This window comes from Sphingomonas sp. PvP055 (genome assembly GCF_040546365.1).
Classification (GTDB): domain Bacteria; phylum Pseudomonadota; class Alphaproteobacteria; order Sphingomonadales; family Sphingomonadaceae; genus Sphingomonas; species Sphingomonas echinoides_A.
In genome coordinates this window covers 2,255,090-2,280,100 of sequence record NZ_JBEPNS010000001.1, presented here as the reverse complement: position 1 = coordinate 2,280,100, position 25,011 = coordinate 2,255,090, and the positions used below count along the sequence as shown (strand labels likewise).

The window sequence follows — 25,011 nt, the reverse complement described above, 5'->3', positions numbered from 1 at the left end:
TCAGCGACCCTGCGGTGCCTTGGTGCCTGCAGCCGGAGCAGCCGGTGCTGCGGCGGCACCAGGCGCACCAGCGGCGCGCTGACGCTGCATTGCCGACATATAGGCAAGCTGCTGATACTGCTGCAGCAGCTGCTGGGTCTGCTGGCTCGGCTGCCAGCCGGCCGGCGGCGTGAACGGAACCGTCGGGTTCGCACGATCGAGCTCGGCCTTAATGTCGTCGGTCACGTCGACGGCAGGCGTGCTGAACTGAACCGTGCCGGACGACAGCAACAGGCTCAGCTTCTTCGATGCGACGACGGCCTGCATCGCAGCCGCATACTTCTGCGAAATCTGCTCGATCGCATAGGCCTGCGCCAGCGTCGCCGGGCCACGCAGCCGTGCAACGTCCGCCTGACCGGTGCGCTGCGCGGTTTCGATCTGCGTCAGCGCAGGGTTCTTCGCGGCCTGCGCCTTCTGGACCTCGTCGTCGGACAATTGCTTGTCCTTGTTCAGGTCGAGCGGTGCGTACAGCGTGTTCAGCTGCGCCTGGAGTGCCTGTGCGCGCGCCGTCGCCTGGTCGAGCTGCGCCTTGTAGGTCGTCGCGATCGAGGTGTTCGCCGCGTCGAGCGCCTTTGCGGTCAGGATGACGGTCTCAGGATCCGCAATCGCGATCCCGCTGACCTGGGCCTGTGCCGAACCGGCGATCGCAAGGCCGACGCAGCCGAGCAGAGTGGTATAGGTGGTCTTCATCAGAACTGTGTCCCTACGTTGAAAGTTACGAGCTTGTTGTCGTCGCCCTTGCTCTTGAGCAGGGCGTAAGCGAGATCGATCCGGAGCGGCCCGAACGGCGAGTTCCAGTTCACCCCGGCGCCCACCGAGACACGCGGACGCGGCGAATCGCCAAGGAAACGCTCGAGGAAGGGCGCCGAAACGACTTGCGTCGCCGCGGTGTTGACCGACGTCCCGACGCACGCCCCGCCCGCTGCGGCGGCATAGCCGACCGAACAGGTCGTCAACGCGGACGGGTTGGTGCCATCGGTCGACGGCACGGTGAACAGCGGCTGGCCATTCGCCGCAAGCGCAGGCTGCGACAGCGGCAGGACGATCGTCCGCCCGGTGACCGGATCGGTCGTCGTCTGGAAGGTCGCAGACGGCTCCGGACGCGTGATCCCGAACAGCGCACCCGCCTGCACGTAGATAGACGGGCGCAAGCCGAGTTCGCGCGCGCCGGCGCCCAACGGGATCTCGAGTTCGAGCTTGCCCAGATAATAGGCGCGGCCACCCAGCGCATCGTCGACGAACTGGTTGCGATCGGTAACGAGCGTCTGGTTGCCCGCCGCATCGGTCGTGTACGGAATGCGCTGAATGCGCGGGCCCACGCCACGAATGTCGAACCCGCGGAAATCAGGCTCGCCGAGATAGAAGCGATCGTTGATCCGGACCCGGTCGACACCCGCGCCACGACTCTTCTCGAGCGACTTGATATAGCCGCCCTCGACGTTGAGCGAGGCAATGAACCCGCTGCCGACGTTAACGAACTTGGCACCCTCGACCTTGGTGCGGATGTACTTCACGTCCCCGCCGAGCCCGGCAAAATCCTGGCTGAAGATGAACCGCTGGCCGGCGGTCGGACGGAGCCGGCTGTTGAGGCTGTCGAACAGCAACGAATAGCCGACCGACGACGTCCAGCGATTGCCGATCGCGTCGCACAGATACCGGCCTGCCTTCAGACGGTCGCACTGGCCGTTGGTGTAATAGGTCGACTGGTCGAGCCCGACCTGATCGTAGGAAAGGCCGTACCGCCCGGCGAGCTGCCAGAATTCGGTCAGCGGGATGCCGGCGCGAAGCTGGAAGCCGGTCGACACCTGCGTGTAGGTGGTGTTGCGCTGATTGTTCGTTCCGAAATTGAACGCGTTGTAATCGCGCCGGAAAATGTCCCCACCGATCGCGATGTTCTTGTTGAACAGATACGGTTCGGTGAACCCGAGTTCGATCGACTTGGAATAGGTCGAATAATTGACGCTCGCGCGCAGCTCCTGGCCCTTGCCGCGGAAGTTGCGCTGACGGATCGACGCCTGGATGATGAAGCGTTCGAGGCTCGAGAAACCCGCGGACAGCGACAATTCGCCGGTCGACTTTTCCTCGACGTTCGCGGTCAGCACGACGCGGTCGGGCGACGAGCCCTGCGTCTGCTTGATCTCGAACTTGTCCTGGAAGAAGCCGAGCGAGTTGATGCGATCCTGCGAGCGCTTGACCTGGAAGCTGCTGAACGCATCGCCCTCCGCGAGACGGATCTCGCGACGGATGATCTTGTCCTGCGTCTGCGTGTTGCCGTTGATGTCGATCCGCTCGACATACGACCGCTTGGCTTCGGCGATGTGGAAATTGATCCCCATCGTCAGCGTGTCCTTGTCACGCTGGAAGTCCGGGTTCACCTCGGTGAAGGCATAGCCGAACGCACCGGCGGCCTCGCTCAGCGAGTCGACCGCGGTCTCGACCTTCTTGGCGTTATACCAGTCGCCCTTGTTGATCCCGAGGCTGGCGGCGAGCTTCTTGTTGTCGAAGTCGCGGATGTCGCTGTCGACGGTCACGTCGCCGAACTTGTAGCGCTTCCCCTCCTCCACCACGTACGTGATGATGAAGTCCTTCTTGTCCGGCGTCAGCTCGGCGACCGCGGAGGTCACCTTGAAGTCGGCATAGCCTTCGGTCAGGTAGAACTGCCGCAGCTTCTGCTGGTCGTACGCCAGACGATCCTGATCGTAGCTGGTGTTCGAGCTGAGTAGCGTCGTGAGGCGCGCCTGCTTGGTCGCCATCTGCTCGCGCAGCTTGCTGTCGGAGAATTCCTCGTTGCCGAGGATGTTGATCTGGCGGACTTTGGACTTCGGGCCCTCGGTCACTTCGAAGATCACGTCGACGCGGTTCTGGTCGAGGTTGACCATCTTCGGTTCGACCACGGCGGCGAACCGGCCCTGGCGACGATACAGTTCGATGATGCGCGCAACGTCCTGACGGATTGCGGTACGCGTGAAGATCTGGCGCGGGGCGAGTTTCACCTCCTTGCGGATCTTGTCTTCCTTCAGGCGCTTGTTGCCCTCGAAGATGACACGGTTGATCACCGGATTTTCACGAATCCGCAACACGATGTCGCCACTCTCGGCGCCAGCGATGGAGACGTCCGCGAACAGGTCGCTCGCGTACAGGTCCTTGATCGCCTGATCGAGCGATTCATTGGTAAAAGCCTGGCCGGTACGCAACTTTGTGTAGGACAGGACCGTTTCTGGTTCGAGACGCTGCGATCCCTCGACACGGATCGACTTGATCGTTCGCGTGGCGACTGGGACCGGCGCGGGCGTGGCGGCGGGTGTCGCTTGGGCTGGTCCAGTCGTGCGCGGCGCGGCGACGCGTGGCGCTTGCCTGGCGGCCGTCGGCGCGGTCTGGGCTTCGGCCGACACGCACGAGAACATCGTGCCTGCCAGCAGCACGGCGGTGGCCCGTGCCCCGAAAGTTGAAACCTTGATCGCTGTCACATCCCACCCCAAATCGGAGAAAATACTCGCGTGGCCAAAAACCGCTGGCCCGCCCTGCCTTACCTGCGTCACCCGATCAAGCCGGAGAGGGTCTTCCACAGGCCAAATGCGCCGAGATCGTTGAACGTCACCATCACCATCAACGCAAGAACCGCGGCCAATCCCCCCCGAAATGCCCACTCCTGAACCGCTGGCGCGACAGGCCTGCGTTGTACCGCCTCGATTGCATAGAAAAGCAGATGCCCGCCATCCAGCATCGGGATTGGCAACAAGTTGATGAATCCCAGATTAATCGACACACCGGCAATGAAGAAGATCAACACCGGCCAGCCGAGCGACAATTGCTCGCCGGACGTCTTGGCGATCCGCAATGGTCCCCCCAGCTCGTCGACCGAACGGCGGCCGGACAGGATCTGCCCAAGCCCTTCGACCGTAGTCCGCAGGATCGTCCCCGTCATCTCGATGCCGACCAGCGGAGCTTCGAGCAATCCGACCTTCGCCGCGACAGGCGTCGATGGCCCAATTCCGAGCAGGCCTTTCTTGAACTCGTTCCCGAACCGGTCCCGCTCGGTCGCGACACCAAGCACGGTCTGGCTTGTCTGTTGCGACCCGTTATGGAGATAGTCGATCCGCACGGGCTCGCCGGGGCGAAGCACTGCGTATTGGAATACGTCCTTGAACGTCTCGATCGACCGCCCGTTCAGCGCGGTGATGCGGTCGCCGGTCTGCAATCCTGCCTTCTGTGCAGCACTTCCCGGGCTGACCATCCCGACGATCGAAGGAGTACGATCCACCCCGTAGCTCATGGCGAAGCCCGCCAGGATCAGAATTGCGATGACGAAATTGGTGACCGGGCCCGCTGCGACAACGATCGCGCGCTGCCACACCGGGCGCGCCTGCAACGTTTGTGCGCGCTCTTCCGCGGGCAATTCGAGCCAAGCCGGATCGGGCACGCTGGCCGCGTTCATGTCGCCAGCGAACTTCACGTAGCCGCCGAGCGGCAGGGCGCTGAACTTCCAGCGTGTCCCGCGGCGATCGGTCCAGCCGAACAGTTCGTTGCCGAACCCGATCGAAAATGCGTCGATCTTCACACCGAACACGCGTCCAGCGAGGTAATGTCCCATCTCATGCAGAAAAACGAGCGGACCGATCACCAGCGCGAACGCCAGGATGGTCAGCAGGAATCCGGGCGATTGGCTCAAACGACGCTATCCTTCATCAACGCCCCGTTGCGGTATCCCACCTGCCGGCGCGCTATGCTGCGTGCTTCGGCATCGACCGCGAGAACGTCGCCCAACGTTCCCGGTGCGGCCGGATGATAGACGGACAGTGTATCGTCCACGATTGCGGCAATTTCGAGGAAGCCGATTTCACGCGCCAGAAACGCGGCGACCGCAATCTCGTTGGCGGCATTGAGGATCGCCGGACGCGCGCCGCCCATGTTCAGCGCCTCCCGCGTCAGGCGGAGCGCTGGAAAGCGTTCCGGGTCTGGCGCTTCGAAATCGAGCCGACCGATCGCGACGAGATCAAGCGGTGCCATCGGCGTCGCCATCCGGTCGGGCCAGGCCAGGCAATGCGCGATCGGCGTACGCATGTCGGGCGGCCCCATCTGCGCCAGAACCGAGCCATCGACATAATCGACCAGCGAATGGATCACCGATTGCGGGTGGATCACGATCTCGATCGAATCATGCGGCACCGGGAACAGCCGCGCGGCCTCGATCAGCTCGAGTCCCTTGTTGAAAAGCGTTGCCGAATCGACCGAAATCTTTGCTCCCATGGACCAATTGGGATGCGCGACGGCCTGTTCCGGCGTCACGCTGCGCATTTCTGCAGTCGACCAGGTGCGGAACGGCCCGCCGCTGCAGGTCAGAATGATCCGGCGCACGCGCTCCGGACGCGCCGCATCGAAGCACTGGAAGATGGCGTTGTGCTCCGAATCCGCCGGGAGCAACGTCGCGCCATATTTGGCGGCAGCGGCGAGTACGACGTCGCCGGCCGAAACGAGTGGTTCCTTGTTGGCGAGGATTACGGTCTTACCGCCTTGAATCGCAGCCATAACTGGCTCGAGACCGATGCACCCGACGATCGCGCCCATCGTGATGTCCGCGCCCATCGTCGCGGCCTCGATCACCGCGGCCCGCCCGCCAGCGCACTTGATATCAGTGCCCGCGAGCGCCGACCGAAGATCCGCAAGACATCCCTCGTCCGCAACGACGGCGCGCTTGGCCCGCGTGCGGATCGCAGCCGCAGCCAACCGTGCGACATCGCAATTGGCGGTCAGCGCAAGGACCTCAAAACGTTCCGGTTCTCGCTCAATCAGGTCGAGCGTCGAGGTGCCGATCGACCCCGTTGCGCCCAATATTGTGATCGTTTTCACCACGAATACACTTTCGGTAATACGATAAGGAGGGCCGCAATCGGCGCAACCGGGACGAGGCCGTCGAGACGGTCCAGCACGCCGCCATGTCCAGGCAGCAACGTACCGCTGTCCTTGACGCCGGCGCGGCGCTTCAGCCAGCTTTCGTACAGATCGCCACCCTGCGCGAGAACCGCCAGAAACGGCGTCGCAACGGTCAGCCGTAGCGGCAAACCGTAGCGCGCCTGCAGGATTCCGGCAAAGATCGTTGCCAAAACGACGCCCCCGGCAAGCCCGGCCCAGGTTTTGTTGGGGCTCACCTTAGGGGCCAGCTTGGGCCCGCCGATCGTGCGCCCCGCAAAATAAGCGCCGATATCACAAGCCCATACGAGCGCCAGCGCCCACACCGTGAGAAGAATACCATCCCCCTGCCCCCGGATCAGCAGCAACGCGAGAATCGGCAGGCAGACATAGACCGCCCCAAAGGCAAGCCCCTGACGCCGCGTGACAATCACTATGAAGAACGCGGCTGCAGCAATAAGCCCCAACGCAAAAAAGTCCGGACCGGCCCCCAGATGCGGGGCCATGATCGCCAACGGAACCGACACCGCATATTGCGCTAACCGCTTCATTTTCGGCGGTGTTTTGTGGAGATCTGCCCATTCGGCCATCATGAACAGGCCAAGCACGACGCACAGCAGCCAGAACGCCAGATCGCCAAGCAGTACGCTCGTCAATGCCACCGCGACCATCGCGACACCGACGATGCTGCGCAGCGCAAGGTTCGATGACATTCTCTGCGAAAGGCTAGGCTTCACAGGCCCCCGAACCGCCGCTGCCGTTGCCCGAACGTGGCGATGGCCTGCGCAAACGTATCGGCATCGAATTCCGGCCATAACGTATCGACGAACAGCAACTCTGCATAAGCCGCCTGCCACAAAAGGAAATTCGACAGCCGGACTTCGCCCGAGGTACGGATCAGCAAATCGAGCGGCGGAAGATCACCCGTCTCGAGCTCGCGTTCGAACATTGCCTCGTCGATCGTCGTCGGGTCGAGCAGTCCGTCCCGCGCCTTCTCGGCGAGGCGGCGCGACACCGACAGGATTTCTGCCTGCGCACCATAATTGAGCGCGATCACGAGGATCGGGCCGGTATTCACGGCCGTACGCCCCACGGCATCATCGATCAGTTTTACCAGATCGGGGCTAAACCGCTGATAATCACCGATGATCCGTAGCCGGACATTATCGCGGATGAGTTCGTCGAGATCGCTGCGGATGAACAGCCGCAACAGGCCCATGAGGTCGCTGACTTCCTCCTCCGGTCGCCGCCAGTTCTCGCTGGAAAACGCATAGAGCGTAAGCACTTCGATCCCGAGCGTCCGCGCGGCGCGCGCGACGCGCCGCACCGCCTCGACGCCTTGGCGATGCCCGGCAACGCGCGGGAGTAAACGCTTCTTCGCCCACCGGCCGTTGCCATCCATGATGATCGCAACGTGACGCGGCAGGACGACGTCGCCCGAAGCCGGCGCCGTCGCCCGATCGGCAGCCGGGGCGGCGAACGGCCTCACTTCCCCAGGATTTCCTTTTCCTTGGCGGTCGCGGCGGCATCGATTTCGCCGATCGTCTTATCAGTGAGCTTCTGCACTTCGGTCTCGAGCTTCTTGCGCTCGTCCTCGCTGTAGACGCCCTTTTTCTCGTCGGTTTTGAGGCTATCCATGCCATCCCGACGCACGTTCCGCGCCGCAATGCGCGCGTCTTCGGCGTACTTACCAGCGAGTTTCGCCAGTTCCTTGCGGCGTTCCTCGGTCAAATCCGGAATGGGAAGACGCAGGGTCGTGCCATCGACGATCGGGTTGAGCCCAAGCCCGGCCGAACGGATCGCCTTGTCGCAGGGACCAACGTTGACCTTGTCCCACACCTGAACCGACAACATCCGCGGCTCGGGAACGGAGACGGTCGCGACCTGATTCAGAGGCATCTGCGCGCCATAGACCTCGACCGTCACCGGATCGAGCAGCGATGTCGACGCGCGGCCTGTGCGCAAACCGGTCAGATCGCTCTTCAACGATTCGACACTACCCGACATGCGGCGCTCGAGATCGGCCTTGTCATATGCAGCCATGATTATGCTCCTGTCTCTGCCTGGACGATCGTCGATACGCCTTCACCGCGCAAAACCGCGGCAAGATTGCCCGGCTCGCGGATATTGAAGACGACGATCGGAATATTGTTGTCGCGACACAAAGCAATAGCGCTCGCGTCCATGACCTTGAGATCATTTGCGAGGACCGTGCCATAGCTGATCGTGTCGTAGCGCTTGGCCGTCGGCACGAGCTTCGGGTCGGCATCATAGACGCCGTCGACCGATGTACCCTTGAACAGCGCATCGCACTTCATCTCGGCAGCACGCAATGCGGCGCCACTGTCAGTGGTGAAATACGGGCTGCCGACGCCTGCCGCGAAGATCACGACGCGGCCCTTCTCAAGATGGCGTTCGGCGCGGCGGCGGATGAACGGTTCGCACACGCTCGCCATCGGGATGGCGGACTGGACGCGGGTATCGACGCCGATCTGCTCCAGCGCATTCTGCACTGCGAGCGCGTTCATCACGGTTGCGAGCATGCCCATGTAGTCCGCGGTCGCGCGCTCAAAACCCTTGGCGGCAGCGGCTAGGCCCCGAAAAATATTGCCCCCGCCGACCACGACGCAAACTTCAAACCCCTTCGACCGCGCGTCGGCGATCTCGCCCGCGACGCGCGCCGTGACCGACGGGTCGATTGCGAGGCCGTTGGGCCCCATCAGGACCTCCCCCGACAATTTCAGGAGAATACGTTTGAAGTTTGGGTTTGGCACGGCAATCCGAATGGCAAAGGGGCGGTCGGCGCGGACCTTATCGGTCGCGCGAAGCGATTGGAAGCGTCGAAACCGTACGGATGGCGTCGCGGCCGGTCGCCTCAGCGCAAATCCGCCACGGATTGGTCCGCATCTCTAGAATGTGCGGCGACGATGCGCCGGGGATCTGGCGTGGCGTTGCCCGAAAGCAACGCCACGCCGAAACAGCCTCAAGATCAGGCGGTCTGCTGGGGAACGCCTGAAGCCGCGGCAACTTCTGCTGCGAAATCGGTAGTTTCCTTCTCGATGCCCTCACCAAGCTGGAAGCGGACATAGTCCTTGAGCTCGATCGACTTGCCCGCTGCCTTGGCGGCATTGGCAACGACGTCCGAGATCTTGGTCTTGCCGTCCATCACCAGCAGCTGGCTGACGAGCGCGTTTTCCTTGCGGTACTTGGCAATCGCACCATCGACCATCTTGGCGACGATGTCGGCGGGCTTGCCGCTCTCGGCTGCCTTCTCGGTCGCGATCGCACGCTCGCGCGCGACGATCTCGGGGTCGAGGCCGTCCTCGTTGAGCGCCAGCGGGAAAGCGGCCGCGATGTGCATCGCGATCTGCTTGCCGAGCGGCTCGAGCACGTCGGCACCGGCATCGCTCTCGAGCGCAACGAGCACGCCGATCTTGCCGAGGCCCTGTGCTGCCTGGTTGTGGATGTACGGGATCACCGCGCCCTGCGTGACTTCGAGGCGCTTCGCGCGACGCAGATTCTGGTTCTCGCCGATCGTCGCGATGTTGTTGGTGAGCGTTTCCTCGACAGTCTTCTCACCGAGCGACGCGGCCTTGATGACGTCGATGTCGTCTCCCAATCGGAGCGCGACAGCGGTCACGTCGCGAACGAAGGTCTGAAACTGCTCGTTCTTGGCAACGAAATCGGTCTCGGAATTGACTTCGACCGCTGCACCGATGGTTCCGTCGACTTCAACGCCGATCAGGCCCTCGGCCGCGGTGCGGCTGGACTTCTTGGCGGCAGCAGCGAGGCCCTTGGCGCGCAGCCAGTCCATCGCAGCGGTCATGTCGCCGGCAGCTTCAGTCAGCGCCTTCTTGCAATCCATCATGCCCGCGCCGCTCTTCTCGCGCAGATCCTTCACCGCAGCGGCAGTAATGTCGGCCATGTCACTTATCCTCTTGTGTGTCAGATGCGGTTTTGGACGGGGCAGAGCCATGCCCTACCCCGTCCCTATGTCAGTTGTGCGACGCTTATGCGTCGATCTGGCGCTCGGCTTCCGCGACCATTTCGGCCTGCAGGGCAGCGTCGCTGGCAGCGGTCGGCTCAGCGCTGGCTTCAGCAGGTGCGGACTCGAGCAGCGCTTCCTCGGCGGGCGGCGCTTCCATCGAACCGATGTCCTGACGGCGCGCAAGCTGCTCGTTACCACCGCGGGTCGCGGCGATTGCAATCGCTTCGCAATAAAGACGGATCGCGCGGCTTGCGTCGTCGTTCGCGGGAACCGGGAAAGCGATGCCGTCCGGAGAGACGTTCGAATCGAGGATCGCGACGACCGGAATACCCAGCGTGTTGGCTTCCTTGATCGCCAGCTCTTCCTTGTTCGCGTCGATCACGAACATCACGTCCGGAATGCCGCCCATGTCGCGGATGCCGCCGAGCGACAGCTCAAGCTTGTCCTTCTCGCGGGTCAGCTGGAGCACTTCCTTCTTGGTCAAGCCGACCGTGTCGCCCGACAGCTGCTCTTCGAGCGTCTTCATGCGCTTGATCGAGTTGGAAATGGTCTTCCAGTTGGTGAGCATGCCGCCCAACCAGCGATGGTTGACGAAGTGCTGGCCCGAACGACGCGCTGCGTCCGCAACGGGCTCCTGCGCCTGGCGCTTGGTGCCGACGAACAGAACCTTGCCGCCCGCCGCGGTCGACGCCGAGACGAACTCGAGCGCGCGGGCGAACAGCGGAACGGTCTGCGAAAGATCGAGGATGTGGACGCCGTTACGGTCGCCGAAAATGTAAGGCTTCATCTTCGGGTTCCAGCGATGCGTCTGGTGGCCGAAGTGTGCGCCCGTCTCGAGCAGCTGCTGCATGGAAACGACTGGTGCCGCCATAGATAATTCCTTTCCGGTTGGTCCTCTGGGAAGCGAGTAATCGGTTCGGGGTAAAACCCCTGCACGACACCGGTGATGTGTGCTTCCCATGCGGTGTGAAGGCGCGCCCATTAGCCAATTTCGATCGCCAGTGCAAGACCAGGAAAGACCTTGCCCGAAGAACGGATATGGAACATACCATGTTCATGGCGGGAACACGGAACGTTGACCGCGGCTACGGGTTGAAAAGCTTAATCCTGCTCTGAGACAGAGGAATTCGAGCGATGATTATGGTGACGGGCATTCTGGTCTTCGCGAGCGCATTCGCCGCTAGTGCATCGGTTTTTTGGCAGACGCTTGTGCCAGCGATGCCGCGCATCGTTTCCCTGCTGCGCGACGGCGTAGACCCGGTGATTGAAAACCTTCCAGCACTCAAGGTTCGAGAGCCCCGGGTTCGGTCGCGGGTGCGGGCACAGTTTGTTCTGGAACCGTCGCGCCAGGCAGTCCGCGCAGCCGCTTGACCCGATTGTAGGCAGCGACACTGAACGGCAATGTCGCCAAATAAGCGACACACAAGAACGTCAAGGTATGCCAGGGCGCAGATATCAGTGCTGCGCCCAGCAGAACGACGAAGGCAATCGCCTCAAACCTGATATGAGTGCGCAGACGCAAGGACGACCAGCTGAACGTTGCGATGCTTGAAACCATCAATAGTGCCATCAGCGCGACCCACGGCGCTACCAGCAAGGGGGAGCGCCAGAAGTCCATCCCCGTCCAGAACCAAAGATAGAGTGGCAACATCGCGAGGCCTGCCCCAACCGGTGAGGGTGCGCCGGTAAGGAAACCGGCGGATTTGTGAGGCTGCTCCGCAACGTCAATCGCTGCGTTGAACCGCGCGAGCCGGAGCGCACAGAACACCGCGAAGATCAGGGAGCAGAGCCAACCGAGCCTCGGCAAATCCTTGAGTGACCACAGATACAAGATCAACGCGGGCGAAACGCCGAACGAAATCGCATCCGACAACGAATCGAGCTCCGCGCCGAAGCGACTTTCGCCCCGCACCATCCGCGCAATACGTCCGTCGATTCCGTCCAGCACGCTGGCGATCATCACCATCAGCACCGCCGTTTCCCACTGACCCGAAATGGCGAATCGGATCCCGGTCAGCCCGGAACACAGCGCCAAAGCGGTGACGGCGTTGGGGGCAACCGCACGAAGCGGCAATCCACGCGTCGGAGACCGACGCACCGGGCGGTTCATGCCCATCCCTCCCGCCCCTTCATTGCGCGATACCGCTGGCTACGGTTGCGCCCGTCCGTCCGAGGATAGTCTCGCCCGCAACGCTGCGCTGCCCGAGGACGACCTGACACGCGCAATCTTCGGGCAGATATACGTCCACGCGGCTGCCGAACCGGATCAGTCCAATCCGCTGCCCCGCCGCGACCATATCGCCCGGCTTCACGAACGGCACGATCCGACGCGCGAGCAAACCGGCGATCTGCGTGAAACCAACCCGACGACCGTCGCGGCCTTCGACGACAAGATGCTGTCGCTCATTGTCCTCACTCGCCTTGTCGAGCTCGGCATTCAGGAACTTCCCCGAGATATAGACGACCTGCTTGATCGTGCCAGCGATCGGCGTGCGGTTGATGTGAACGTCGAACACCGACATGAACACCGACACCCGCACCAGCGGCGCTTCGCCAAGCCCGTTCGGCCCAGCCAGCTCGCGCGGCACCGGCATGCGCTGGATCATCGAAACCAGCCCATCAGCAGGCGATATGATCAATCCGTCGCCGGATGGCGTAACACGTACCGGATCGCGGAAGAACAACGCGACCCATAAAGTCACACCGATCAACGGCCAGGCGACGAACCATCCCAGCCAGATCAGTGCGACAAGCGCGACCACCGAAGCAATCACGACATACTTGCGGCCTTCCGGGTGGAGATCGGGCACGCGCCATTTGGCGGTCTCGGGGGCAGAGGACGAATAGGGTGGTGGTATCATGCCTCGACCCTAACCGAGCGACCGGGTTGCCACAATCGTCAATGCCCGTGTGACCCGACTGGCGCGCCTACACGCCGGCTCCCCGGATAGACGCCACCTCTCTCACGATGCGAAAGCCGCGGGTTGATCGATGCGGTCCATGCTCCTAGACGCAGCTGCAAAACCCCCACAGGAAAGTGCGAGATGGCGAAGATCAAGGTAAAGACGCCCGTTGTCGAGATCGACGGCGATGAGATGACCCGGATCATCTGGCAGTGGATTCGCGAGCGGCTGATCCTGCCGTATCTCGATATCGATCTGGAATATTACGACCTCGGCATGATGAGCCGGGACGGCACCGACGACAAGATCACCGTCGAAAGCGCCAAGGCGATTCAGAAATATGGCGTCGGCGTGAAGTGCGCGACGATCACCCCGGACGAGCAGCGCGTCGAGGAATTCGGCCTCAAGAAGATGTGGAAGTCGCCCAACGGCACGATCCGCAACATCCTTGGCGGCACGATCTTCCGCGAGCCGATCGTGATCAAGAACGTCCCCCGCTTGATCCCGGGCTGGACGCACCCGATCGTCGTCGGGCGTCATGCCTTTGGCGACCAGTATAAGGCGACCGATTTCCTCGTCCCCGGCCCCGGCAAACTGCGTCTCGTGTTCGACGGCGAGGATGGCACGGTCATTGACCAGGAAGTGTTCCAGTTCCCGACCTCGGGCGTCGCGCTCGCGATGTACAACCTCGACGATTCGATCCGCGATTTCGCGCGCGCTTCGATGCACTATGGCCTGAACCTCAAGTGGCCGGTGTATCTGTCGACCAAGAACAGCCATCCTGAAGGCCTATGACGGCCGCTTCAAGGACCTCTTCGCCGAGGTTTTCGAGAGCGAATTCAAGGACAAGTTCAAGGAAGCGGGCATCGTCTACGAGCATCGCCTGATCGACGACATGGTCGCATCGGCGCTCAAGTGGCACGGTGAATTCGTCTGGGCGTGCAAGAACTATGACGGCGACGTCCAGTCGGACCAGGTCGCCCAGGGCTTCGGCTCGCTCGGCCTGATGACCTCGGTGCTGCTCACCCCGGACGGCAAGACGGTCGAGGCGGAAGCCGCACACGGCACCGTCACGCGCCACTTCCGCCAGCACGAGCAGGGCAAGGCGACGTCGACCAACCCGATCGCGTCGATCTTCGCCTGGACCGGCGGCCTCAAGTATCGCGGCAAGTTCGACGGTACGCCTGAGGTGACGCAGTTCGCCGAGACGCTCGAGCGCGTTTGCGTCAAGACGGTCGAGGACGGTCACATGACCAAGGATCTCGCTTTGCTCATCGGCCCGCAGCAGCCGTGGATGACGACCGAGCAGTTCTTCGAGCAGGTCCGTCTCAACCTCGAACAGGCAATGGGCACTTCCGCCTAAACTGCATTCCCGTTGCCCGGAACTCAATCCGGGCAACGGGCCGTTGCGGGTGCAGCAGGAATAGCCGAAGTGAACCTTTTTTCACTTATTTTGCGACATAAGCTGACAAGGCGGCTGGTTGTTGCTTAGATGGCACTATGCCATCAGCCCTTGCAAATGCCGGTTTCAGTGATGCCCTCGTAATTCTCGGGGCGGCCGGCCTCGTCATACCTGCCTTCGCCCGTGCCAAGATCAGCCCCGTCATCGGCTTTATCCTCGTTGGGTTGCTTGTTGGACCATTCGGTCTAGGCGCTTTGGTCAGCCAATTTCCGTGGCTTTACTACTTCACGATTTCTGACCCGCATTCGATCGAGCCCTTTGCCGAATTCGGGATCATTCTACTTCTGTTCTCGATCGGGCTAGAACTTTCGCTCAAACGCCTTTGGTCGATGCGACAGCTCGTGTTTGGAACGGGTGCTGCGCAATTGCTCGTCGCAGGCGCGATCCTGGGTTTAGGGCTGCACCTGCTGACCGCCTTGCCGTGGACCGGGGCGATGGCGCTGGGCATCGCGCTGTCGCTTTCCTCAACGGCGCTCGTGTTGCCGATCGCGGGAACCACCAGCCCAGTTGGCCGAACGGCGTTCGCGATGCTTCTGTTCGAGGATCTTGCGCTCGTTCCGATCATCTTTGTGCTCGCCGCGCTTGGCCCAATGGCGGGCGACAGTGGCTGGAGCGGGCTTGCGCGCGTCGGGATCGCGGCGTTCACGACGGTCGGGATCCTGTTCATCGGCGGACGGATGATCCTTCCCAAACTGTTCGCGCAAGCCGCGAGAACCAAAAGTCCCGAATTGTTCCTTGCTGCCTCGCTCCTGGTCGTCATCGTTGCCAGCCTGGCAACGACCGCAGCGGGCTTGTCTCCGATCGTCGGCGCACTGCTGGCTGGTCTCCTGATCGCAGAAACTGATTATCATAGCGAAGTCGAAGTGATGACGGCACCGTTCAAGGGCCTCGCGCTGGGCGTGTTCCTGATCACGATCGGGATGAGCGTCGATCTCGCGGCGATTGCAGCCAATTGGGCCGGATACCTCGCGGCAATTGCTGCCGTCGTTGCGGTCAAGGCGGTGGTGACGTACGGACTGCTGCGCGGGAGCGGGATCCGCGGCGGCGTCGCAGTGGAAACCGGCGTGCTGATGGGGAGCCCGTCTGAAACTACGCTGATCGTGCTCGGCGCTGCTGCGCAGGCCCAGCTGATTGCCGCACCCACCGCCAACTTCTGGCAGACCGTCACTGCAATCGGGCTAACGATCACGCCGCTGCTGGCGATGCTTGGGCGGCGCTGGGCACGGCGCATCGAGCAGAGCGTTGGAAACGAACCCGAATTGGAAATCCCCGAGGAAGGCCCCGGCACGGTCGTTATCGGGTTCGGGCGGGTCGGCCGGATGGTGTGCGACATGCTGACGGTCCACGAGCAACGCTATGTCGCGGTCGAGGCCGATATCGATGTCGTTACCGCGGCGCATGCGGAGGGCTATCCGGTGATCTTCGGCGACGTCATTCGCCCCGAACTGGTCGACCGGCTCAATCTCGGTCGCGCCAAAGCGCTGATCCTGACGATGGACGACCCGGTGCTGAGCGTCGCGTTGACGCGGCGTGCGCGCAACTGGGTTCCGGACCTCGCGATCGTCGTGCGCGCCCGCGACACGCAACATGCCGCCGAACTTTATCGCGCGGGTGCGACCGACGCGGTGCCCGAGACGCTCGAGAGTTCGCTGCAACTGGCGGAAGCGGTGTTGACCGATCTCGGTGTTGCTGTCGGGCCGGTGATCGCGTCGATCCACGAAAAGCGCGACGAACTGCGGCAGGAGATCAAGGCTGCGGCGGAGATGACGACCACCCCGCGGTTGAAGCGGGTTCGTGCGCCGCGGGGGATGGACAGCAAGCCTGCGGTTTGAGGCGCGCGCTGCGGGGGGGGCATCTGTTTCCGCCGCCGCGTTCCCCACCGTCTGCGCTTCCCCGGCGAAGGCCGGGGCCCATGAGCGGAAGAGTAGATTGCTGGCGATGGCGCTTCGTTACCTCGACCTTCGCTACTGGGCCCCGGCCTTCGCCGGGGAAGCGCAGAAGAGGGGGAGCTAGCCTTCCACGCCTACGAGCCCAGCCTCACCCCGCGAGATGAGCCCGAACCGCAGCCACGGCATCTGCCGCCTTGGCACCATCCGGACCGCCGCCCTGTGCCATGTCGGGGCGCCCACCGCCGCCCTGCCCGCCCAGCGTCGCAACCGCAACGCGCAGCAGGTCAACCGCGCTATGTGATCCAACCAGATCCGCCGTCAGCCCGACCGCAACCGATGCGCGGCCTTCGTTGACCGCGACGATCATCGCGATTCCCGAACCGACCCGCTGCTTCATCTCGTCGACCGTGCCGCGCAGGCCCTTGGGGTCGAGACCCTCGACCACCTGGCCGAGGAATGCGACACCGCCGACCTCTTCCGGACCGGCCGCCGCGCCGCCCGAACCGCCGCCAAGTGCAAGCGCCTTCTTGGCATCGGCCAGTTCGCGTTCCAATCGCCGCCGGTCTTCGACCAATGCCGCCACGCGCGCAGGCACTTCGTCTGGCGACGATTTCAGTGCCGCCGCCGCTTCGCGCAACTTGGCGTCGCGTGCGGTGAGATAGTCGCGCGCTGCCTCGCCGGTCAGCGCCTCGACGCGGCGAACGCCGGAGGACACCGCGCCCTCACCGATTACCGTGAACAGTCCGATATCACCCAATGCGCGGACATGCGTCCCCCCGCACAGCTCGAGCGAATAGGTCTTGCCGCGCTCGCTGCCCATCGACACGACGCGGACCTCGTCGCCGTATTTCTCCCCGAACAGCGCCATCGCGCCCTCGGCGATCGCTTCGTCCGGGGTCATCAGCCGCGTATCGACCAGCCCGTTGCCGCGGATCTGCGCGTTGACGTCCGTCTCGACCTCGGCGATCCGCGCGGGATCGATTGCAGTCGGCTGCGAGAAATCGAACCGGAGCCGCTCGGGCGCAACAAGGCTGCCCTTCTGCGCGACATGCGCGCCGAGACGCTGGCGCAACGCCTCATGGAGCAAATGCGTCGCTGAGTGATTGGCGCGGATCTGGTCGCGGCGGGTGGCATCGACGGTCAGGTGCAGCGCATCGCCGACCGCGATACCGCCCGCGCCGACGCGCGTGACATGCGCGAACACGCGACCGAGATACTTGCGCGTATCCTCGACCACGCCGTGCATGCCCGGTGCGGTGAGCGTGCCGGTATCGCCGACCTGACCGCCGCTCTCGGCGTAGAATGGCGTCTGGTTGACGACGATCTCGACCGTTTCGCCTATATCAGCCCGGTCGACCTGCTTGCCGTCGCGGACGATCGCGACGACGACGCCTTCGCCCTCGACCGCGCTATAGCCGATGAACTCGGTGCCGCCGTTGGCCTCGGCGATGTCGAACCACACGTCGTCGGAGGCGCGTTGGCCCGATCCCTTCCACGCGGCCCGCGCCGCCCGCTTCTGTTCGGCCATCGCGGCGTCGAACCCGGGACGATCGATCCCGAAGCCCTGGGCGCGGAGCGCGTCCTCGGTCAGATCGTAGGGAAAGCCGAACGTGTCGTAGAGTTTGAAGGCCGTCTCGCCCGGCAGCGTCGCGCCCGGCTCCATCGCCGCGGTCGCCTCGTCGAGCAGCCGCAACCCGTTGACCAGCGTGCGACGGAATTGCGTTTCCTCCTGCAACAGGGTCGATTCGATCGCCGCCTGCGCCCGCACCAGTTCGGGATAAGCCGCGCCCATTTCTGCCACCAGCGCGGGGACGAGCCGATGCATCAAGGGCTCCTTCGCGCCGAGGAGGTGCGCATGGCGCATCGCGCGCCGCATGATCCGGCGCAGCACATAACCGCGCCCTTCGTTGGACGGCAGCACACCATCCGCCACCAGGAAGCCCGCCGAGCGCAGGTGATCCGCGATGATCCGGTGGCTCGCCTGCGTGTCGCCGGTGGCGGGCGTGCCTGTCATCGCCGAGGATGCGGCGATCAGCGCCTTGAACGTGTCGGTATCGTAATTGTCGTGGACGCCCTGCAGCACCGCGGCGATCCGCTCGAGCCCCATGCCCGTGTCGATCGACGGCCGCGGCAGCGCGGTGCGCGCGCCGTCGGCGGTCTGTTCGAACTGCATGAACACGAGGTTCCAGATTTCGACGAAACGGTCACCGTCCTCGTCTGGCGATCCCGGCGGGCCACCGAAAATGTGGTCGCCGTGGTCGTAGAAGATCTCTGAGCAAGGACCGCACGGCCCGGTGTCGCCCATCGACCAGAAATTGTCGTTGGTCGCGATGCGGATGATCCGCTCCTCGGGCAGGTTCGCGATCTTGCGCCATAGGTCGAACGCCTCGTCATCGGTATGATAGACGGTGACAGTCAGTCGGTCGGGGTCGATCCCCCATTCGCGCGTCAGCAGGTTCCACGCGAGCGTGATCGCGCGTTCCTTGAAATAGTCGCCGAACGAGAAATTGCCGAGCATCTCGAAGAAGGTGTGATGCCGCGCAGTATAGCCGACATTGTCGAGATCGTTGTGCTTGCCCCCTGCTCGTACGCACTTCTGCGAAGACGTCGCGGTCACATAGGGCCGCGATTCGAGCCCGGTGAAGACGTTCTTGAACGGCACCATGCCGGCGTTGACGAACATCAGCGTCGGGTCGTTCTGCGGCACGAGCGGCGCGGACGCGACCTTGGCGTGCCCGTTGGCCGCAAAATAGTCGAGGAAGCTACGGCGGATGTCGTTGGTCGACGTCGGGGACTGGGTCATGCGCGGTGGCTTAGGCGAGCCGCACGGCGTTCTCAAGTATGCCGCGCGTCCCGAATGCGGATCGTTTACCCCAACGGCTGATCGATCGAGGTTGGAGGAACGCTGAACCACTTCGGCCCGCTTGCGGTCATGTGGAAGCAATCCTCCAGCCGAACGCCGAACTTGCCCGGCAGATACAGGCCGGGTTCGTCCGAGAAGCACATGCCCTCCGCCAGTTGCGTGGTTTCGCCGTGGACGAGATTTACCGGCTCGTGCCCGTCGAGCCCGATCCCGTGTCCCGTACGATGCGACAGGCCGGGCAAGCGATACCGCGGGCCGTAGCCGAGCGTCTCATAATAGCGCCGCACCGCATCATCCACCGCCCCGGCAGCGACCCCGGGCTGCGCGGTCTTGAAGGCAAGCGCCTGCCCGTTGCGGACGTCCTGCCAGACCTTGCGCATGTCCTTGTCCGCGCTGCCATAGACGAAGGTGCGCGACACGTCCGACTGATAGCCCTGCACGGTGCAGCCGCAGTCCATCAGCACGATCTGCCCGTCGGCGACGACTTGCGGGTCCTTGCTGCCGTGGGGAAAGGCGGCGGCTGGGCCGATCAGCACCAGCGAGAACTCGGGGCTGCCCCCGAGTTGCTTGGTCGCTGCGTTCATCAGCGCGGCGATGTCGGCGGGTTTCATGCCCTTCTCGACGCGGGGCCAGGTCCAGCGATAGGCTGCGATCGTCACATCGGTCGCGGTCTGCATCAGCGCGATCTCGGGCGCGGTCTTGCGCATCCGAACCGCGCGGACGACCGGATTGGCGGAGACGATTCGCGCGCCCGGTAAGGCGTGGGCAAGGCCGTCCACTGCGAAGTAACGGACGGTTTCCTCGATGCCGATCGGACGGGTGGCGAGCTTTCGGTCCTTGAGGAACCCCGCGACAAGCGCATGCGGGCTTTCGTCCTCCTGCCACACCCGCACCTCTGCGGGGATGCCGAGCGTCTGGCGGACCGAGGGTTCCTCGAAGAACGGCGTGACGATGCACGGCTCGCCCTCGACCGGCAGGATCGCCGCGGTCAACCGTTCGCTTCGGCCCCAGCGGATGCCGGTGAAATAGGTCAGGCTCGACCCCGATTCGATCAGCACCGCGCCAATCCCGTTCTCGCACATCAGCGCCTGCGCGCGCGCGAGCCTGCCACGGCGTTCCTCTGCGCCAATCGGTGCGGTGCCACCCGTTATGTCGCGCAGACCGCTCAGATCGGGCTCGGCGGCGCGCAGTACGCCGCTGGCGGAGACTAAGGGGGCCGCGATGGCGGCGGAGGCGAAGGCGCGTCGGCTGAGGATCATGGCAACAGTCTGGCAGCGCGCGCCGCCCCCCGCAACGCGCGTCTCGCTTGACCGATTGCGCTTTCTCCCGTTGATGCGGGCGCGAACCAATCGAGGACGAAGCGTGGCGAAGCGGCTGACACTGTATATTCTGATCGGCTTGGTGCTGGGGCTGATCGTCGGCTGGGTAATCAACCAGCAGATCGTCGACGGGAGCGTCGAGGGCACCGCGCGAGCGAAGGAGATCGCGAGCTACTTCTCGATCATTACGACGATCTTCCTGCGCCTGATCAAGATGATCATCGCGCCGCTGGTGTTTTCGACGTTGGTCGTAGGGATCGCGCACATGGGCGACATCAAGGCGCTTGGGCGGATCGGCGGGCGGACGATGGCGTGGTTCATCTCGGCCTCGCTGGTGTCCCTGACGCTCGGGCTCGTGTTGTTCCACGGGATCGAGTTCGTGATCGACTTCGTCTCGCCCGGCAGCGGGTTCGGGCTCAAGCTGCCGCCCCCCGATGCGACCGTCGGGCTCGACGAGAAATCGTTCAGCCTCACTAACTTCGTGACGCACATCGTGCCGTCGTCGGTGGTAGAGGCGATGGCGACCAACGAGATCATTCAGATCGTGATCTTCTCGATCTTCGCCGGCGTCGCGCTCACCGCGATCGGGGAAAAGGGCGCGCCGATCGTCCGCGGTGCCGAGGCACTCGCGGCGATGATGCTGCAGATCACCGATTACGTGATGCGTGTCGCGCCGTTCGCGGTGTTCGCGGCGATCACCGCGACGATCGCGGTCAATGGGCTTGGCATTCTCTGGACGCTTGGGCTGTTCGTCGGCAGCTTCTACGTCGGGCTGGCGGTCTTGTGGATGCTGCTGTTTGCCGCAGCCTTCGCGATCATTGGTCCTCGCGCGCTCACCTTGGCGCGCTACATCGGCGAGCCGATCCTCCTCGCCTTCTCCACCGCATCCTCCGAAGCTGCTTACCCGCGGACGCTCGAGGCGCTGGCGCGCTTCGGCGTTCCTCGCAAGATCGCGAGCTTTGTGCTGCCGCTCGGCTACTCGTTCAATCTCGACGGGTCGATGATGTACATGACCTTCGCGACGCTGTTCCTCGCGCGGGTCTACGGGGTCGATCTGTCGATCGGGCAGCAGATCGTGATGCTGCTGGTGCTGATGATCACGTCCAAGGGGATCGCCGGCGTGCCACGCGCATCGCTGGTCGTCATCGCGGCGGTGATGGGACAGTTCGGTATTCCTGAGGCGGGCCTGTTGCTCATTCTGCCGGTTGATCAGTTTCTCGACATGGGCCGATCGGGCACCAACGTCGTCGGCAACGCCGTCGCTACGGCTGTCGTCGCGAAGTGGGAGGGACCGCTGGACGTTGCAGAGGCGCCCGAGATCGAACCGCCGCACGCGCCTAGCCGAGGCTAACGAGCGGAAACGCAAAGGTGGTCGCACCTAGAATATTCGACTGCGTCGGGTGCATCTGAAGACGAACGGTTCGGTTGGGAAGCGGATCTCAAGTTTCAACTAAGGCGTGCCCGCGGGCGTAAACGCCCTGTTCTGGCGTGCGACGCGAAGCCGTGACATTTCTTGCAAGCGAAACGCATTGCAGCTGCGACCCATGTCGAGAATGCCCAAGATTGGCCGTCCCTTTCCCACGACAGCGTTCCCCGGAGCGAAAGCATCGACGGGCCTTGGCATGGCACCTGTCCGGCAAGTTTGCCCTCAAATATCCGGACGTTGCGATCACGCCGTGGAGGCGGTACGCCAAGGCTTTCTGGTTCGAGGAACTCGTTATGCGCTTTGCCCTTGCCTGTCTCGCGCTGTCCGTTCCCGCCCTTCCGGTATCTGCCCAGGAAACTGCGGTGAACGCGCAGACCCTGGTTTATGAATTGCGCGTCTATTACCCCGCGCCGGGGAAGCTGGCTGCCCTGAACACGCGGTTCCGCGAGCATACGCTAGGCCTGTTTGCCAAGCACGGTATGCGCAACGTCGCCTATTGGAATGAAATGCCGACCGAAGCGGCGCCGGAAGGGCGCGTGGTGTATGTGTTGGCCTATCCCAGCCGCGCGGCGCGCGACGTAAGTTGGAAGGCATTCACGGAGGATCCTGAATGGCGTTCCGTCGCGGCGGCGTCCGAGGCGGGGGGCAAATTGGTTACTAAGGTAGACTCCGTGTTCATGACGCTGGCGGATTATTCACCGCCACTGATCCTGAAGCGCTGACCGGTAAGGGTTGGAAAACTGAACGAATGCTCTGTCGACCGCAAATGACCTAATTCTCAGATCTGCAAACCCGGAGCAAAGCGTCCATGATCCTCTCCCCAGCCCTGTTCATCGCTGCCGCTGCCGCACAAGCGCCGGTCAATGTGCCAGCGCAGGCGGAGCACGTGGCAATTCAATCCGCGGACATCGACCGGAGTGCAACTTTCTACCACGAGGCGTTCGGGTTGAGAATCATTTCGACACCGCTCAAGAACCGCCGTTGGCTCGACCTTGGAAACGGATTGGCACTCCACATTCTCGACGGTCGCACCACGCCCAAGCCATCAAACCGCAACGAACATCTTGCCCTGCACGTAAACGATCTGGCTACGGTCACCGCCTGGTTGGACCAACACCATCTCATCTGGACGGATCTTGCGGGCACGGTGCGAACGATGCAGGTCCGGTTCGATGGCGTCCGCCAGATTTACGTTCAGGATCCTGACGGCTATTGGCTCGAGGTCGGTGACTCGCGCGGCGTTCCGGCAAAATAGCCCGTTGCATTTAGGTGGAGAATTGGCGGTAGACTTTTGCCGTCGGATCGCAACTAACGCGTCATCTCGTCTGTTTAGCGGCGTCTAGCATCGGTTCTAGCCTTGTATGCTTCAAGGTTCCGCTGGTGCGATCCGTTGTCTCCCAGCTTGAAAGTCCAACCATGGCCGTGGCTCCCGACGAACGCTCGGTCGTGCTCGCACGAACGCGCGCGCTAAAGATGGCGCGGTCGGTTCACGCGTATGTCCGCGGCAATACCGCGCAATTTTATGAGTGGCTGGAAGCGTCCTCCATCGCAGCGAGCATTCCTGAAGGCCCGACGTTGTGGATTTGCGGGGACTGTCACCTCGGCAATCTCGGTCCAGTCGCCGATGCGGAGCACCGGGTGGACATCCAGATCCGTGATCTCGACCAGACCGTGCTTGCCAATCCCGCGTATGACCTGATTCGCCTTGGCCTATCGCTCGAGACCGCCGCACGCAGTTCGGATTTACCGGGTGTCACCACGGCGAAAATGATCGAGGCAATGATCGATGGATATCGCCGCGCGTTGACGCCGACGCTCAAGGATGATCCGCGGGAGCCCGACGTCGTACGTTCGGTCCGACGGAAGGCAATCGGACGACGGTGGCGTCATCTCGCGAAGGATCGTCTCGAAGACGTCACACCGAACATCCCGCACAACAATCGCTTCTGGAAGCTTTCACATGCCGAAGCGGACGCGATCGTCACTCTGTTCGCGCAAGAGCCGATCCGCGAACGGTGCAGGGAGCTCGCCGGTGTTGAGGGGGACGGAAGCGTTCGGGTCGTCGACGCCGCATATTGGCGGAAGGGTTGCAGCTCGCTCGGAAATCTTCGGTTTGCGGTACTCGTCGGCATTTCCAGCGGCAAGGCTAAGGACGAACGCCTTGCACTGGTTGATATCAAGGAAGCTGTCACCTCGGTCGTCGCGCCCAGTTCAAAAGCTGCGATGCCGGCAGACCCAGCAGAACGCGTACTGATGGGGGCCAAGGCATTGTCACCCAATTTGGGGCACCGGATGATCGCGGCTCAGCTCATGGGGAAACCCGTTTTCCTGCGGGAACTGGCACCGCAGGATCTGAAGATAGAGGTCGAGCAATTCAGTCGGAAGGAAGCCATCGTCGCCGCTTCGTATCTGGCATTCGTCGTGGGTCAGGCGCATGCCCGACAGCTCGGCGACCGCGAAAGGCTGGCGTGGCGCGAGACGCTGACATCGCAAGACGGAAACCTCGAGGCACCTTCGTGGCTTTTTCGAGCCATCGTCGCGATGGCGGGTGCGCATGAAATCGGCTATCTCGAGCATTGTCGGCGTTTCGCCCTGAACCGCTAAATGCGCTTGCTCGGGTCTGCGATCCGTAGGGGTGCCGATCAGCCCAGCCGTGCAAATGCCTACCAGCAAGCTGAACGAATGTTGCCAATCTAGTTCAGAACCGGTTCGGCCACGAACCTTTAAACCGTCTTCATCACTCGCAAGGAGACGTACGATGTTGAAGCAAAAGTTCGCCGCAGCCGCCCTCGCCGCCGCCGCGATTCTGCCGCTGACCGTCGCTACTCCTGCTCAAGCGCAGCGCTACGGCTACAACGATCGCGCGCAGTACGAGCGGAACGACGACTATGATCGCGGACAGTATCAGCGCGGATATTACCGTGGTGACAACGATGGTCGTCATTATCGCGGCTACCAGCGCCGCAACTATCAGGATTGCCGTCGCTCCAGCGGGACGACAGGCCTGATCGCCGGTGGCGCAGGTGGTGCAGTCCTTGGTTCGGTCCTTGGCGGCGGCACGCTCGGCACGATCCTCGGTGCGGTCGGCGGCGGTTTGCTGGGAAAGAACCTCGACCAGAACCACGACCGGTCGCAGAACTACCGCAACGGATGCTGAAAGATAGCGGTACGGCCGGTTCCGAAACCGACCGTACCGCCCTCGTCGCATAGCGCGT

Annotated in this window: 20 protein-coding genes and 1 pseudogene; 7 read left to right on the top strand and 14 right to left on the bottom strand. The window is 63.1% G+C overall.

Annotated features, from left to right (window positions below; translation table 11 throughout):
* From ABIC16_RS10670 to ABIC16_RS10615, 12 genes are all read right to left on the bottom strand, one after another.
* Positions 1-729 (bottom strand): OmpH/Skp family outer membrane protein, encoded by a 729-nt coding sequence (locus ABIC16_RS10670; RefSeq protein ID WP_277969756.1) that lies wholly within the window; start codon positions 727-729, stop codon positions 1-3.
* The gene (gene bamA / locus ABIC16_RS10665; protein WP_354291068.1) at positions 729-3,506 is read right to left on the bottom strand and encodes an outer membrane protein assembly factor BamA; all 2,778 of its coding nucleotides are present in this window, start codon (positions 3,504-3,506) and stop codon (positions 729-731) included. Before bamA ends, ABIC16_RS10670 begins: the two co-directional genes overlap by 1 nt.
* A gap of 68 nt (positions 3,507-3,574) precedes the next feature.
* Entirely contained in the window at positions 3,575-4,708 is a 1,134-nt protein-coding gene (locus tag ABIC16_RS10660) for a M50 family metallopeptidase (RefSeq protein ID WP_354291067.1), read from the bottom strand.
* A complete protein-coding gene (locus tag ABIC16_RS10655; protein WP_354291066.1) occupies positions 4,705-5,886 on the bottom strand; it encodes a 1-deoxy-D-xylulose-5-phosphate reductoisomerase in 1,182 nt (393 codons plus the stop codon). The genes ABIC16_RS10660 and ABIC16_RS10655 overlap by 4 nt, the downstream gene beginning before the upstream one ends.
* Entirely contained in the window at positions 5,883-6,659 is a 777-nt protein-coding gene (locus ABIC16_RS10650; protein WP_354291065.1) for a phosphatidate cytidylyltransferase, read from the bottom strand. The genes ABIC16_RS10655 and ABIC16_RS10650 overlap by 4 nt, the downstream gene beginning before the upstream one ends.
* 20 nt (positions 6,660-6,679) lie before the next feature.
* A complete protein-coding gene (locus ABIC16_RS10645; RefSeq protein WP_354291064.1) occupies positions 6,680-7,435 on the bottom strand; it encodes an isoprenyl transferase in 756 nt (251 codons plus the stop codon).
* Positions 7,432-7,989, bottom strand: a complete 558-nt coding sequence (gene frr / locus ABIC16_RS10640) for a ribosome recycling factor (protein ID WP_277969751.1) — start codon at positions 7,987-7,989, stop codon at positions 7,432-7,434. Before frr ends, ABIC16_RS10645 begins: the two co-directional genes overlap by 4 nt.
* 2 nt (positions 7,990-7,991) lie before the next feature.
* Positions 7,992-8,720: a UMP kinase gene (pyrH, locus tag ABIC16_RS10635; RefSeq protein ID WP_277969750.1), complete on the bottom strand. Its 729-nt coding sequence runs from the start codon at positions 8,718-8,720 to the stop codon at positions 7,992-7,994.
* A 215-nt stretch (positions 8,721-8,935) separates the two neighbouring features.
* Positions 8,936-9,871 (bottom strand): translation elongation factor Ts, encoded by a 936-nt coding sequence (tsf, locus tag ABIC16_RS10630; RefSeq protein ID WP_354291063.1) that lies wholly within the window; start codon positions 9,869-9,871, stop codon positions 8,936-8,938.
* 85 nt (positions 9,872-9,956) lie between these two features.
* Positions 9,957-10,805: a 30S ribosomal protein S2 gene (gene rpsB / locus ABIC16_RS10625; RefSeq protein ID WP_354291062.1), complete on the bottom strand. Its 849-nt coding sequence runs from the start codon at positions 10,803-10,805 to the stop codon at positions 9,957-9,959.
* Between the two features lie 411 nt (positions 10,806-11,216).
* Entirely contained in the window at positions 11,217-12,044 is an 828-nt protein-coding gene (pssA, locus tag ABIC16_RS10620) for a CDP-diacylglycerol--serine O-phosphatidyltransferase (protein ID WP_502958302.1), read from the bottom strand.
* Positions 12,045-12,063: 19 nt separating this feature from the next.
* The gene (locus ABIC16_RS10615) at positions 12,064-12,795 is read right to left on the bottom strand and encodes a phosphatidylserine decarboxylase (protein ID WP_354291060.1); all 732 of its coding nucleotides are present in this window, start codon (positions 12,793-12,795) and stop codon (positions 12,064-12,066) included.
* A gap of 183 nt (positions 12,796-12,978) precedes the next feature.
* Here ABIC16_RS10615 and ABIC16_RS10610 point away from each other — a divergent pair.
* Positions 12,979-14,200, top strand: a pseudogene (locus ABIC16_RS10610) (NADP-dependent isocitrate dehydrogenase).
* A gap of 137 nt (positions 14,201-14,337) precedes the next feature.
* Complete coding sequence (locus ABIC16_RS10605) at positions 14,338-16,131, top strand: cation:proton antiporter domain-containing protein (protein WP_354291059.1); 1,794 nt, start codon at positions 14,338-14,340, stop codon at positions 16,129-16,131.
* A gap of 205 nt (positions 16,132-16,336) precedes the next feature.
* On the opposite strand, the gene alaS is transcribed toward ABIC16_RS10605, so the two are convergent.
* Positions 16,337-18,991: an alanine--tRNA ligase gene (alaS, locus tag ABIC16_RS10600; RefSeq protein WP_354291058.1), complete on the bottom strand. Its 2,655-nt coding sequence runs from the start codon at positions 18,989-18,991 to the stop codon at positions 16,337-16,339.
* Between the two features lie 65 nt (positions 18,992-19,056).
* Positions 19,057-20,310 (bottom strand): M24 family metallopeptidase, encoded by a 1,254-nt coding sequence (locus tag ABIC16_RS10595; RefSeq protein ID WP_354291057.1) that lies wholly within the window; start codon positions 20,308-20,310, stop codon positions 19,057-19,059.
* A 103-nt stretch (positions 20,311-20,413) separates the two neighbouring features.
* On the opposite strand from ABIC16_RS10595, the gene ABIC16_RS10590 reads away from it, so the two are divergent.
* From ABIC16_RS10590 to ABIC16_RS10570, 5 genes are all read left to right on the top strand, one after another.
* Positions 20,414-21,721: a dicarboxylate/amino acid:cation symporter gene (locus ABIC16_RS10590; RefSeq protein ID WP_354291056.1), complete on the top strand. Its 1,308-nt coding sequence runs from the start codon at positions 20,414-20,416 to the stop codon at positions 21,719-21,721.
* Positions 21,722-21,987: 266 nt separating this feature from the next.
* Positions 21,988-22,518 (top strand): NIPSNAP family protein, encoded by a 531-nt coding sequence (locus tag ABIC16_RS10585; RefSeq protein ID WP_354291055.1) that lies wholly within the window; start codon positions 21,988-21,990, stop codon positions 22,516-22,518.
* An 86-nt stretch (positions 22,519-22,604) separates the two neighbouring features.
* A complete protein-coding gene (locus tag ABIC16_RS10580) occupies positions 22,605-23,051 on the top strand; it encodes a VOC family protein (protein ID WP_354291054.1) in 447 nt (148 codons plus the stop codon).
* A gap of 161 nt (positions 23,052-23,212) precedes the next feature.
* On the top strand, positions 23,213-24,400 hold the full coding sequence (locus tag ABIC16_RS10575) for a DUF2252 family protein (protein WP_354291053.1): 1,188 nt from the start codon (positions 23,213-23,215) through the stop codon (positions 24,398-24,400).
* 154 nt (positions 24,401-24,554) lie between these two features.
* Positions 24,555-24,953 (top strand): hypothetical protein, encoded by a 399-nt coding sequence (locus tag ABIC16_RS10570; protein ID WP_277969737.1) that lies wholly within the window; start codon positions 24,555-24,557, stop codon positions 24,951-24,953.
* The last annotated feature ends 58 nt before the right edge of the window (positions 24,954-25,011 follow it).

What these genes read in the sequence shown, in the direction of transcription:
- ABIC16_RS10570 (WP_277969737.1), top strand. Translation starts at nt 24,555, where the DNA reads ATGTTGAAGCAAAAGTTCGCCGCAGCCGCCCTCGCCGCCGCCGCGATT.
- tsf (WP_354291063.1), bottom strand. Translation starts at nt 9,871, where the DNA reads ATGGCCGACATTACTGCCGCTGCGGTGAAGGATCTGCGCGAGAAGAGC.
- rpsB (WP_354291062.1), bottom strand. Translation starts at nt 10,805, where the DNA reads ATGGCGGCACCAGTCGTTTCCATGCAGCAGCTGCTCGAGACGGGCGCA.
- ABIC16_RS10575 (WP_354291053.1), top strand. Translation starts at nt 23,213, where the DNA reads ATGGCCGTGGCTCCCGACGAACGCTCGGTCGTGCTCGCACGAACGCGC.
- ABIC16_RS10580 (WP_354291054.1), top strand. Translation starts at nt 22,605, where the DNA reads ATGATCCTCTCCCCAGCCCTGTTCATCGCTGCCGCTGCCGCACAAGCG.
- pssA (WP_502958302.1), bottom strand. Translation starts at nt 12,044, where the DNA reads ATGAACCGCCCGGTGCGTCGGTCTCCGACGCGTGGATTGCCGCTTCGT.
- alaS (WP_354291058.1), bottom strand. Translation starts at nt 18,991, where the DNA reads ATGACCCAGTCCCCGACGTCGACCAACGACATCCGCCGTAGCTTCCTC.
- ABIC16_RS10615 (WP_354291060.1), bottom strand. Translation starts at nt 12,795, where the DNA reads ATGATACCACCACCCTATTCGTCCTCTGCCCCCGAGACCGCCAAATGG.
- frr (WP_277969751.1), bottom strand. Translation starts at nt 7,989, where the DNA reads ATGGCTGCATATGACAAGGCCGATCTCGAGCGCCGCATGTCGGGTAGT.
- ABIC16_RS10605 (WP_354291059.1), top strand. Translation starts at nt 14,338, where the DNA reads ATGCCATCAGCCCTTGCAAATGCCGGTTTCAGTGATGCCCTCGTAATT.
- ABIC16_RS10670 (WP_277969756.1), bottom strand. Translation starts at nt 729, where the DNA reads ATGAAGACCACCTATACCACTCTGCTCGGCTGCGTCGGCCTTGCGATC.
- ABIC16_RS10650 (WP_354291065.1), bottom strand. Translation starts at nt 6,659, where the DNA reads ATGTCATCGAACCTTGCGCTGCGCAGCATCGTCGGTGTCGCGATGGTC.
- ABIC16_RS10595 (WP_354291057.1), bottom strand. Translation starts at nt 20,310, where the DNA reads ATGATCCTCAGCCGACGCGCCTTCGCCTCCGCCGCCATCGCGGCCCCC.